Annotated in this window: 7 protein-coding genes and 1 pseudogene; 4 read left to right on the top strand and 4 right to left on the bottom strand. The window is 41.5% G+C overall.

Annotated features, from left to right (window positions below; all coding sequences use genetic code 11):
- The first annotated feature begins 554 nt into the window (after positions 1 to 554).
- Entirely contained in the window at positions 555 to 1,772 is a 1,218-nt protein-coding gene (locus CQA40_RS08680) for a pyridoxal phosphate-dependent aminotransferase (protein WP_115520462.1), read from the top strand.
- A gap of 446 nt (positions 1,773 to 2,218) precedes the next feature.
- Here CQA40_RS08680 and groL read toward each other — a convergent pair whose 3' ends face one another.
- The gene (gene groL, locus CQA40_RS08675) at positions 2,219 to 3,859 is read right to left on the bottom strand and encodes a chaperonin GroEL (protein WP_023928673.1); all 1,641 of its coding nucleotides are present in this window, start codon (positions 3,857 to 3,859) and stop codon (positions 2,219 to 2,221) included.
- Between the two features lie 29 nt (positions 3,860 to 3,888).
- Positions 3,889 to 4,155: pseudogene (groES, locus tag CQA40_RS08670) on the bottom strand (co-chaperone GroES); the annotation flags it as partial.
- Positions 4,156 to 4,502: 347 nt separating this feature from the next.
- Between groES and CQA40_RS08665 the strand changes: the two are divergent.
- Positions 4,503 to 5,675: an Mrp/NBP35 family ATP-binding protein gene (locus CQA40_RS08665; RefSeq protein WP_115520461.1), complete on the top strand. Its 1,173-nt coding sequence runs from the start codon at positions 4,503 to 4,505 to the stop codon at positions 5,673 to 5,675.
- A gap of 339 nt (positions 5,676 to 6,014) precedes the next feature.
- Here CQA40_RS08665 and CQA40_RS08660 read toward each other — a convergent pair whose 3' ends face one another.
- Positions 6,015 to 7,670, bottom strand: a complete 1,656-nt coding sequence (locus CQA40_RS08660; protein WP_115520460.1) for a cation acetate symporter — start codon at positions 7,668 to 7,670, stop codon at positions 6,015 to 6,017.
- The gene (locus CQA40_RS08655; RefSeq protein WP_115520459.1) at positions 7,667 to 8,056 is read right to left on the bottom strand and encodes a DUF485 domain-containing protein; all 390 of its coding nucleotides are present in this window, start codon (positions 8,054 to 8,056) and stop codon (positions 7,667 to 7,669) included. The genes CQA40_RS08660 and CQA40_RS08655 overlap by 4 nt, the downstream gene beginning before the upstream one ends.
- Before the next feature lie 424 nt (positions 8,057 to 8,480).
- Between CQA40_RS08655 and secA the strand changes: the two genes are divergently transcribed.
- Entirely contained in the window at positions 8,481 to 11,132 is a 2,652-nt protein-coding gene (gene secA, locus CQA40_RS08650; protein WP_115520458.1) for a preprotein translocase subunit SecA, read from the top strand.
- A 71-nt stretch (positions 11,133 to 11,203) separates the two neighbouring features.
- Positions 11,204 to 12,610, top strand: a complete 1,407-nt coding sequence (locus CQA40_RS08645; protein WP_115520457.1) for an ABC transporter permease — start codon at positions 11,204 to 11,206, stop codon at positions 12,608 to 12,610.
- Positions 12,611 to 12,817: the final 207 nt, after the last annotated feature.

The raw sequence follows: 12,817 nt of genomic DNA, 5'->3' as shown, positions 1-12,817 counted from the left end.
CAAGCACAAACACAAAAAAATATCACGCAATTTTGTGTATTTCCCAAACAAAAACCCAAAACATAGTGGCTGCACAAACAGCAGAAAATATGTGGTTTGGTATATCATTGTCCCTAATGTCGCGCTAGATAAAAACATTTTATTGCCTTTATTTGTTTGGATTAGCAAATTACTTTTAAGTTTTGCAACTTCAAAACCTTATTAAAAATTGATAAAGAATGTCAATTTTTATTTTTAAGTAGTAAATTAATTCTAACAGATTTTGGCAACCTTGTCAAACAAAATGACTATTTTTTTTTTTTTTTTGTAATTTTTGCTAAATGACTTTTTCAAAAATTCTTGCAATGTCAAACTCAAACACAATGTACCAAAGCAGTAAAATCTAGTTTTTGCTTAATTTTTATGATTTTGCATAGATTTAGCTTGTTTTTGCCTTGCTTTTGCTACAATCTAAAAATGTTTTTTTGCTTGCAATTTTTTAGCACGATTTTGGCATACCACACAGCACAGCCAAAAATGCCTTTTTAAATTCTACCTAACCCTAAGGAGCATATATGCAGCCCACTTACTCACGCAAAATACAACACCTCCAAGAATCCGCCACTATCGCTATTTCTACACTTGCAAGGGAGCTAAAATCTCAAGGCAGAGATATTCTTAGCTTTTCTGCGGGTGAGCCAGACTTTGACACACCTCAAGCGATAAAAGATGAGGCAAAAAAGGCACTTGATAGTGGATTTACCAAATACACTGCCGTAGCAGGAATCCCCGAACTAAAGCAAGCTATCGCTGATAAGCTAAAGCGCGATAATGGGCTAGAATACAGCCCAAAAGAGATTTTAGTAAGCAATGGTGCTAAGCAATCGCTATTTAATGTATTTCAAGCCATAGTCGATGATGGCGATGAGGTAATTATCCCCGCTCCTTATTGGGTTACTTACCCCGAGATTGTCGAATATAGCGGTGGAAAAAGCGTCATTGTAGATACGGATTTTGCAAGTGGGTTTAAGCTAGCCCCTACTATGCTACAAAAGCATATCACACCCAAGACAAAAGCTATCGTGCTTACTACGCCATCAAACCCCACAGGTATGGTGTATTCACGCGCCGAGCTAGAAGCGATAGCTTCGGTGCTAAAAGACACAAATATTTGGATAATCGCTGATGAAATCTATGAAAAACTTGTCTATGATGGGAAGTTTTGCTCGGTGGGCTCACTAGATTCTGCAAGCCTAGAGCGCACGATTACGATAAATGGACTTAGCAAATCCGTAGCGATGACAGGCTGGCGTATGGGCTATCTAGCCTGTAAGGATACACGCCTAGTCAAAATGATGGATAATCTACAAAGTCAATGCACCTCAAATATCAACTCTATCACCCAAAAAGCCGCCATAGTCGCGCTAAATGGTTTAGTAGACGCACAGATAGAATCTATGCGAGTAGCTTTTAAAAACCGCCGTGATATAGCCTGTGATAGCATAGGCAAAATCCCCCAGCTAAAAGTGCTAAAGCCACAAGGCTCGTTTTATCTATTTATCGACATAAATGGCGTAAGCGACACAAAGCCAAGCCTAAAATCCAAATCATCTAGCGCGGAATCCAAAGTAGATTCTATGGAGTTTTGCAAGCAGTTGCTAGAATCTCAAGGTGTAGCACTTGTCCCGGGAAGTGCCTTTGGTGCGGAAGGGTTTGTGCGAATGAGCTTTGCTTGCAATGAGGAGCAAATCATAGAGGGAATCAAGCGTATACAACGCTTTATCAATGAGTAGTCAATATGCTTTCAAATCATCATTTGCTTGATTTGTTTTATAGCGTAGATTCTAGGAGTTTTGCATTTTGGAGTGGAGGGATAAAAATTTAGATTTTAGGGTTCTTACTCAAAAATGGTGGTTGTAATGTTACACAAAGGAATGTAGCACAAAAAGAGGAGGGTAGGGGGGAGCATTGCTTGCATAACCTAATCATATCTATCGCAGTTTTTGGTATTTTAGATTTTGTGCGATTTTGCTCAAAAACAAATAGATTTTGCATAGAATCGCTAGTGTGGGGTTTGGGTGTAATTAGATTTTATAGTTTGCAAAATAGATTTTATTTAAGTTTTTTTTAGCAAGTTTTTAGAAGTAGAGATTTTTGCTAGTTTTGTAAGATTTTGAAGTAAAGGCTAGGATTATCTCCTAGCCTTTATTAAGAGGTGCTAAGGCATTTTTAGGATTGATTACATCATTCCCATTCCACCCATACCTCCCATTCCGCCCATATCAGGCATTGCAGGGGCTGGCTTGTCCTCTTTTATTTCGTTGATTGTCGCTTCTGTGGTAAGCATTAAGCTTGAGACAGATACGGCGTTTTGAAGCGCGATTCTCTCAACCTTTAGCGGATCTATAATACCTGCTTTAAACATATTGCCGTATTTTCCACTACTTGCATCAAACCCATAGCCATCTTCTTTTGTTTCTTCGATTTTATTTACCACCACACCCGCGTCAAATCCAGCATTTAGGGCGATTTGTGCTAGAGGTGCTTTGATAGCTCGCTTGATGATTTCATAGCCGATGAGCTCATCGCCTGTGAGTTTTAGGTTTACTTTTTGAGAGGCTTGGATAAGTGCTACGCCACCACCTGCGACTATGCCCTCTTCTACGGCTGCTTTTGTCGCTGATAGCGCGTCATCTACTCTATCTTTTTTCTCTTTCATTTCTACTTCGCTTGCAGCACCGACTTTGATAACCGCTACGCCACCGCTAAGTTTTGCTAGTCTTTCTTGCAATTTTTCTCTGTCATAGTCGCTTGTAGTGTCTGCGATTTGAGTTTTGATTTGAGCTACGCGAGATTTTACTTCTGCGGCTTTGCCTTTACCATCGACTATGGTTGTATTGTCTTTATCTACAACGATTCTAGCAGCTTGCCCCAAATCCGCGATTTCTGCACTTTCTAGATTTTTGCCTAGCTCCTCGCTTATGACTTGTCCGCCTGTGAGTATAGCTATGTCTTTTAGCATTTCTTTGCGTCTATCGCCAAAGCCCGGAGCTTTTACCGCCGCGACATTTAGCACACCTCGAAGTTTGTTTACCACAAGTGTAGTTAGAGCTTCACCCTCTATATCTTCTGCAATGATAAGTAGTGGTTTGCCACTTTTCATTGTGGATTCTAGCAGTGGGAGAATATCTTTCATAGAAGAGATTTTTTTATCTGTAAGCAAGATATATGGATTTTCTAGTTGGATATTCATTTTATCTGCATTTGTAACGAAATAAGGGCTTAGGTAGCCTCTATCAAACTGCATTCCCTCTACTACGGTAAGTTCATCGTTGATTCCCTTTGCTTCCTCTACGGTAATTACGCCGTCTTTGCCGACTTTTTCCATAGCTTCTGCGATGAGGTTGCCGATAGTTTCATCAGAGTTTGCCGAGATAGTTGCTACTTGTGCGATTTCGCCTTTGCCACCGACTTTTTTGCTACCTTTTTTTAGCTCTTCAGTGATAGCTTGAGCTGCTTTGTCCATACCGCGCTTTACTTCGATAGGATTTGCACCTGCTGTGATATTGCGCAAGCCCTCTTTAAAAATGCTATATGCAAGCACGGTAGCAGTAGTTGTGCCATCTCCTGCCGCATCAGCTGTTTTGCTAGCGACTTCCTTGACAAGCTGTGCACCCATATTCATTATAGGGTCTGCTAGCTCGACTTCTTTTGCCACAGTTACGCCGTCTTTTGTTATTGTGGGTGCACCATAGGATTTTTGGATAAGCACATTTCGTCCTCGTGGACCCATTGTTACTTTGACAGCGTCATTTAGTTGCTTCACACCTTCGTATAGTTTGTTTCTAGCATTATCGCTAAATTTAATTTCTTTTGCCATTTGTTGCTCCTTATTTTAGATTTTACTTAGGCTAGGACGCCTAGAATGTCTTTGGATTCTAGGACGATATATTCGACATTATCTAGCTTGATTTCGCTACCAGAGTATTTGCCAAACACGATTGTATCGCCCTCTTTTAGTGTTTTTTCTTCAGCGACTTTCGCGCTTATAGCTTTGACTTTGCCCATAAGCGGTTTTTCTTTTGCGTTATCAGGTATGATGATACCAGAGCTAGTTTTGCTCTCTTCTTCTAGTCTTTCGACTAGGACGCGTTCGCCAAGTGGTTTGAATTTCATTTGTTTCTCCTTTTATGAGTGTTTGTTTTACTTAAATCAGTTAGCACTAAATTAGCACTTGGATAATTTAAGTGCGATATTTTAGAAAATTTTTGGTTAATAAGTCAAGGATTTATATAAAAATTAGTAAGAAACTTTAGTCTATTAAACTAAAGAATAGTTATACTAATAATATCAAACTAGCGGTTAAATGCCAAAAAAGCCCATAAAATCATAAGACACAAAAAATCCCACAAAAATTTAGCAAAATTTAAGCAAATTTATCATACAAACTACGCGGTTTGCTACGATTTAGAGAGTAGATAAAGCCACTTTAACGCCAAACAAACACAACAAAAAGGACAAAAATGCAAATAACACAACAACAAATAAAAGAGATTCTATCTCTTGTGATTTATCCACAATTTACCCAAGACATCGTAAGCTACGGCTTTGTAAAAGACATAAGTATAAGCGATGATGAAGTGCAAATATCCGTGCAGATTCCCTCACGAGATGAATCTGTGGCAAAGGCTTTGCACGATAATATAGAGCGCAAACTCCAAGAAGCGCAAATAAACGGGGTGCGACTAGAAGAGGCAGGCATAAAATCTATCCATATAGAAATCATTACCCCCATAAGCCCCAAAAGCACGCAAATAGACGCGCAAGCAAATGCAAAAACCACCGCTCCAAATACCAAAAATTTTGACGCTTCGCCAAATCCACAAAATCCCCAAAACGCACCCCACCAAAATCCACTCCAAAAAAACCTCCTCCCACAAGCAAAGCATTTCCTTATGATAAGCTCGGGCAAGGGTGGCGTAGGCAAATCCACCGTAGCGACAAATCTCGCCATAGCCCTTGCTATGCAGGGCAAAAAAGTCGGCTTGCTTGATGTGGATATTTATGGACCAAATATTCCTAGAATGTTTGGTGTGCAAGAAAAAAAGCCAGCACTTGATGAGAGTGGCAAAAGGCTTATCCCTATAAATGTCTATGGCGTGGATATAATGAGTATCGGGCTACTTTTTGGACAAGGTGAGAGCCTTATTTGGCGCGGACCGATTCTTATGCGTGCGATTTCCCAGCTATTTAGCGATGTGGCGTGGGAAGAAATGGATATAATGGTGCTTGATATGCCACCGGGCACAGGAGATGCGCAGCTATCTATCGCACAGAGTGTGCCTCTAAGCGCAGGAATAGCCATAAGCACACCACAGCTTGTAAGCCTAGATGATGGAGCTCGCTGCCTTGATATGTTTGCCAAGCTATCTATCCCCACTCTTGGAATCATCGAAAATATGAGTGGTTTTATCTGCCCTTGTTGTGGCGAAAAAAGCGATATTTTTAGCTCAAAGGGCGCAGATGAGCTAGCAAAAAAATACGACACAAAAGTGCTAGCCAAAATCCCCATAGATAGCATAGTAGGCAAGGGTGGCGATGAGGGCAAGCCTGTGGTGTATTTCGCCCCAGATTCTAGCGTGGCAAAGACATATATGCAAGCAAGCATTGAAGTGATAGATTTTCTAAATAAGTAAAATTTTGGATTTAAGAATTTTTAGTTAGCGTTGGTTTTAGCCAAGCACTATAAAAAGTAGCAAAATCATTTAATTGTGTAATCACGACTTGCTACACTTTAGAATTTCATTAGAAAATCAAAAAGTGTAGCAAGTCGCAATCAGCGATTTTTTGCACTGTTTAAGTTTTCCTTGACTTGCAATGAACTTACAATATAGGGCAATGGCAAGAATACAGCGATGTGCAAGGCAAGGAATCTGCTACCAAATTCTATCGCAGTTCCTCGCCATTGCAAATAAGCGCAAAATAATCATAAATTAAGCACAAGCAAATGCAAACGCTACAAATGCTCCAAACTCCTAATGCGCGACAGCTTCGCTTATGCCAATTCCACTTTGAGCGCGGAAGTCTTGTGCGGCAAATCCTGCCTTATCTTTAGCAGCTCTTTTGCTCAAATCTAGCTTTGATATTGCCCAAATCGCCACAAATGTCAGCGGCATAGAGAAAATCGCAGGGTGATTGTAAGGGAATATCGCGCTTTCAAAGCCTAGCACGCTTACCCACACGCTAGGGCTTAGCACCACAAGTGCTAGCACAGCCACTAGCCCGATGATTCCGCCATATAGCACGCCATTTGTCGTTAGATTTTTCCAATAAATGCAAAGCAAAATGATTGGGAAATTCACGCTCGCAGCGATTGCAAAGGCTAGCCCCACCGTAAATGCGACATTTTGCCCCTCAAAGCCAAGCCCCAAAATGATAGCCAAAATCCCAAGCCCGATAGTCGCGCCTTTGGTTACGCGCATTTCGGTTTTTGGGTCGCATTTGCCGTCCTTGCAGACATTGACAAACAAATCGTGGCTTATCGCGCTCGCCCCTGAAATAGCAAGCCCTGCCACCACTGCCAAAATCGTAGCAAACGCCACCGCAGAGATAAAGCCTAGCAAAATATCCCCACCAAGCACTTTAGCGAGTAGCACAGCTTCCATATTTGGCGGGATTGTGAATTGCCCTTGCTCGTTTATAAAGTCTGGATTCCCGAGTAGGAAAGCAATCGCGCCAAAGCCGATGACAAAGGTAAGAATGTAGAAATACCCGATTAGTCCTGTGGCATAAAACACCGATTTTCGCGCTTCTTTAGCGTTTTTGACTGTGAAAAAGCGCATAAGGATGTGCGGCAATCCCGCCGTGCCAAACATTAGCGCAAGCCCTAGTGAAATCGCACTCACAGGGTCTGGCAAAAATGTGCCCGGCTCCATTATCGCCTCGCCTTTTGCGTGGTTTGCGATTGCCATTTCAAAGTAGCGCGCCAAGTCAAATCCGCTTAGATACAAAATCATAATCGCCATAAATGTCGCTCCACCGAGCAATAAGCAGGCTTTGATGATTTGCACCCAAGTGGTGGCGTGCATTCCGCCAAAGGTTACATAGCAAATCATTAGGATTCCAACGATTACAACGGCATAGGAGTAAGGCAGTCCAAAAAGCACTTGGATAAGCCCGCCTGCGCCAACCATTTGAGCGATTAGGTAAAACACCACCACACTTAAGCCAGAAATAGCCGAAATAGTGCGCACCTTTTTAGAATCTAGACGATACGCGATAATGTCTGCAAAGGTGTATTTGCCTAAATTGCGGAATTTCTCTGCAATGAGGAATAGCACGATAGGCCACCCTACCAAAAATCCAATCGCATAGATTAGCCCATCAAAGCCGTTTGCAAACACAAGCCCGACAATGCCTAAAAAGCTCGCCGCACTCATATAATCCCCCGCTATGGCAATGCCATTTTGCATTCCTGTGATATTGCCCCCAGCGGTGTAAAATCCTTGCGCGGATTGAGACTTTTTGCTCGAAAAATAGGTAATTCCTAGCGTGGCTAGCACAAAAACTAGAAACATTCCTATCGCAAAATAATTGCGCTCGCCCTGCGTGAGTGCGCTTGTATCAAGCCCTGCGGCAAACGCGCCACTAAGTGTGCCAAACAATGCAAATAATAAAAAGAGTTTTTTCATTTTGCACCTCCTTTGGTTTTTTGATTTTCCTCTTGGGATTTATCACTAGATTCGCCCTTTATCATCGATTCTAGTGCGCCACTCTCTTGCAAATCCTCGATGATTTGCGCCTGCTCTTTGTCAAAATATTTGTTCGCAAAAAGCGTGTAAATGCCCGTGCTAGCGATTGATATGACAATAATGCCAATGCCTAGCATAATGCCAAGCGTAATCGAGCTAGGTCCTAGCCGATAGCCCAGCACTTCGGGGAAAAATCCTACACTTGCGACAAACGCATAGTAACAAACCAAAATCACAAGCGAGAGATATATACAAAATTTATTTCTAAACGAAACAAATTTGCAAAATCTTGCTTTAGCGTCTTGGACGCTCGCCACTTTTCTCATCTTTTCTCCTTTATGTTTTTAGATTTCACCTTAGCTTTTCGCACAAGGCTTGCTAAAGTGTAAAGATTTTTTTACCATTTTGCAAAATAAAGTAACAAAAAATGATGAAAAAATCACATAGTGTTTCTAAAAGTAATATTTTTATGTAGATTTTATGTATTTTTTAAGGATTTTTTGACTTTTGTGTTTTTGCGCTTTGTCATTTGAAGGCTAGCAAATATTTTAAATGCAAAAATCTCCAAGAAAAATGCCCAAAGAAAAATGCTAAACACAACAAGATTTTTATTTGCATCATTTTTGCAGAGCGATTTCTAATAAAATCTTTAACCAAACTAAAATCTGCATTAAACGCTAATTAAAGATATTTTGACTATAATTCCTTAATCTTTACGCCTTTTTGGCAAATCCTTAACAAGGTCGCACTATGCTTAAAACACTTTTTGGAAATATCATTAGCTCTCGCAATGACAAACTTGTAAAAAAATACCACAAGCGAGTAGAATCCATAAACGCCCTAGAACCAAGCCTAAAATCCCTTAGCGATAGCGAATTGCAAGAGCGATTTGCCCATCTAAAATCTCGTGTTCAAGAGAGTATCGCTACGCATTCCAAAGCCGATAAGCACGGCAATCTAGACACCAAAAAAGCACTACACTACGCGCTAGATTCTGTGCTTGAGGAGTGCTTTGCCATCACGCGTGAAGCAAGCGTGCGCACGCTTGGTATGAGGCATTTTGATGTCCAGCTCATCGGTGGAATGGTGCTAAATGACGGTCGAATCGCAGAGATGAAAACGGGCGAGGGCAAAACCCTTGTCGCCACACTTGCTGTATGCCTAAACGCATTAAGTGGCAAAGGCGTGCATATTGTAACGGTAAATGACTATCTTGCTGCTAGAGATGCGAGCGATATGGGGGCTTTGTATGAGTTTTTGGGATTTAGCGTGGGGGTAATCACTAGCACAGATAAAGGCGAGGGAGAGCGACTAGAAACCTACTCAAAAGACATAGTCTATGGCACAAACAATGAATTTGGATTCGACTATTTGCGTGATAATATGAAATACAACCTAGAATCCAAAGTCCAAAAACACCACGCTTATGCTATCATCGATGAGGTGGATTCTATCCTCATAGATGAAGCACGCACACCACTTATCATCTCTGGACCTGCCAATCGCAAAATGGAAAACTACCAATCCGCCGATAAAGTAGCAAAATCCCTCAAAGCCGAGATAGATTTCACTATTGATGAAAAAAATCGCGTGATTTTAATCACAGAGGAGGGAATCAAAAAAGCTGAACAAGCCTTTGGCGTAGAAAATCTATATAGCATAGAAAATGCCGCACTCTCTCATCATCTAGACCAAGCACTTAAAGCAAATTATTTGTTTTTCAAAGACAAAGACTATGTCGTGCAAGGTGGCGAAAATGGCGATGAAATCGTAATCGTAGATGAATTTACGGGGCGACTAAGCGAGGGGAGGAGGTTTAGCGAGGGACTACACCAAGCACTAGAAGCAAAAGAGGGCGTGCAAATAAAAGAAGAAAGCCAAACACTAGCAGACATTACTTTCCAAAACTACTTTCGCCTATATGACAAGCTAGCGGGTATGACAGGCACGGCACAGACTGAAGCGAGCGAGTTTTTGCAGATTTACAATCTAGAAGTCATCTCAATCCCCACAAATGTGCCGATTTTGCGCAAGGATTTGAATGACTTGATTTACAAAAGCGAGAGAGAGAAATTTAACGCCGTGCTAGAAAAAATAAAAGAGCTTTACTCCAAAGGACAGCCCGTGCTTGTCGGCACTGCAAGTATTGAAAAAAGCGAAGTCCTGCACGAACTGCTAAAAAAGCAAAAAATCCCACATACCGTGCTAAACGCCAAACAGCACACAAAAGAAGCCGAAATCATCAAAGACGCAGGGCTAAAGGGAAGCGTAACAATCGCTACAAATATGGCAGGAAGAGGCGTGGATATAAAGATAAATGACGAAGTCAAAGAGCTAGGCGGGCTATATATCATCGGCACAGAGCGACACGAAAGCCGCAGAATCGACAATCAGCTTCGCGGACGAAGTGGCAGACAGGGCGACCCGGGGGTAAGCCAATTTTATTTAAGCCTAGAGGATTCTTTGCTAAGAATCTTTGGTAGCGATAAGCTAAAAGGCATTATGGAAAAGCTAGGGCTAAAAGATGGCGAGCATATCGAATCAGGGCTTGTAACGCGCTCGGTGCAAAATGCGCAAAAAAAAGTAGAAAATCTACACTTTGAGTCTCGCAAGCACTTGCTAGAATACGATGATGTCGCAAATGAACAACGAAAAAGTGTGTATAAATTTCGCAATGAACTGCTTGATAGCGAATTTGATATGAGCGAACGAGTGGAGCAAAACCGCACCCTTGCGCTAGAGAGGGCGTTTGAGCAAGTGAGGGCAAATAGCGATGATGGCTCTGTGAAGCTTGATTCTCTTAGCAAAGTTTTGCAAGATGAGTTTGGGTTTGAGGGTGATATATCTAGCCTAGATTCCCAAAACGAGCTAGCACTATTTGATGAAGTGCTAAGCGTGATAACGCAAGAGTATGAAACCAAAATGTCAAAGCTCCCCCCCAATCGCAAAAACGAAATCGAGCGAATCATTTACCTGCAAGTGCTTGATAATGAATGGCGTGAGCATCTCTACACAATGGATACGCTAAAGACAGGCATAGGACTGCGCGGATACAACCAAAAAGACCCGCTTGTCGAATACAAAAAAGAAAGCTACAATCTTTTCATAGAGCTGATAGAATCCATAAAATACCAAGCCATAAAAATGCTTCATATCATTGAGCTAGTAGAGACAAAGGATTCTAGCGAGCAAACCCAAGAGATTATTGAGGATTTGCAAACACCTGAAAATGAGCTAGCTTATAACACCGATGAGCTAGAATCTAGCTCAATAAGTGGTGCGGATTCTAAGCCATTTGGACGCAAAGTCTCTAGAAATGAGCCTTGTCCGTGCGGTAGTGGCAAAAAGTTTAAACTCTGCCACGGCAAAAGCGGACCAAAAAAGGGAATGCTTGCAAAATAGCCTAAGCAATAAAATCTAAGCCAATAAAAATCTAGCCACCAAAATCTAGCGAATCTAAATAAAGTAGCCAAATGCCAAAACACCAAGACTTCACGCTAGAATCTCTAGCAAAATCCTCTAATGCAGGCAAAGCACATAGCAAAGCAAAATCTCTACCCGCATTTTTGCATCGCAAATTTTTGCGCTTCGATAAAACACAGCCATTTATCTCTATCACGGCGATTTTGGCATTTCTTGGGATTGGCATAGGGGTAATGGTGCTAGTGGTGGCTATGGCGATAATGAATGGAATGAGTAAAGAATTTGAAAAGCGATTGTTTGTGATGAGCTATCCGCTTACACTTCATTCGCTAAACCGCTCTGGCGTGCCTCGTGCCCTGCTAGATAGCCTAGAGAAGCACTTCCCAAATCTAGCCTTTAGCCCCTATATCTCTGCCCAAAGTGTCGCCAAAATCGATGGCTCAATGGAAGCTGGCATAGTCTTTGGCATAGATGCCAAAAGAGAAGCGAGGATAAATCCCGTCTTTGCAAATGCTTTCATAAAAAATACTTTTGAAAATAATGTCTTTGAGGATAAATCTCTAGAGAAAAACCCAAATCTAAATCCACAGACAAACCCCGCCCTCGCTTCCGCCCTAGAGTCTTTTTCTCAAAATCGCTTTGCAATCATCATTGGCAATAGCATTATAGATTCTCACTTTCTTGAGAAAGGGGACAAAATCACGCTATATTTCACGCGCTTAGAGCCCACAGGGCTAGTGCTAAGCCCTACGATGAAGCGATTTAGCCTTTTTGGTGGGTTTAGCTCTGGGATAAGTGCGTATGATACTGCCTATATGTATGCAAATATTCAAGCAATCGCAGCGGTAAAAAATCGCCCTACTGATATTTTTGATGGGATTCATATCCATTCATCAAAGCCTATGGAAGACATTGTGCCTTTGAGGGCGTTTCTTAACTCCGAAGAGGGGATAGAGATAGGCAAAATCTATGGTGGCAAATACACCATAGAGGGCTGGTGGCAAAAAAATAGCAATCTTTTTGCGGCTATGGATTTAGAAAAAAATGTGCTTTTTATCGTGCTAATGCTTATCATACTAATGGCAAGCCTAAATATCATAAGCTCACTTCTAATGGTAGTGATGAATCGCCGCAAAGAAATCGCCCTGCTTCTAAGTCTAGGTGCGAGCAAAGCCGAAATCAAAAAGACATTTTTTTATCTAGGCATTACTATTGGATTTTGTGGAATCGCCTTTGGAATCGTGCTTAGTGGCGTGGTGCTGTGGGTGCTAGATACTTTCCCTATCATAAGCCTACCCGCTGATGTCTATGGCGTGAGTAAGCTACCGCTTGATTTAAGTGCGCTTGACTTCATCGCTACAATCATAGGCGCGAGCCTCATCGTGTGCCTCTCATCTTTTTATCCTGCCAAAAAGGCAAGCGAGATTGACGCCCTAGTAGTATTGCGAAATGAATGATGAGGTTATTTAGTTTTTTGATATTGTCATATTAAGTTTTCTTGCTATATTTGAGATTTTTACAAAAAGCGAAATATCTAAATATTTTTTATACTTCTACACTTTTCGTCATTGCGAGCAAGTCGAAAGACTTGCGTGGCAAAACAAGCATAGCGCAGTTTCTTTAGAAAACAAGCGAAGCGCAGTTTCTTTAGAAAACAAGCGTAG

The organism is Helicobacter sp. MIT 01-3238 (assembly GCF_003364135.1).
Lineage (GTDB): Bacteria > Campylobacterota > Campylobacteria > Campylobacterales > Helicobacteraceae > Helicobacter_B.
Note: the sequence above shows the minus strand (reverse complement) of the source record. Positions and strands in the feature narration are given on the sequence as shown.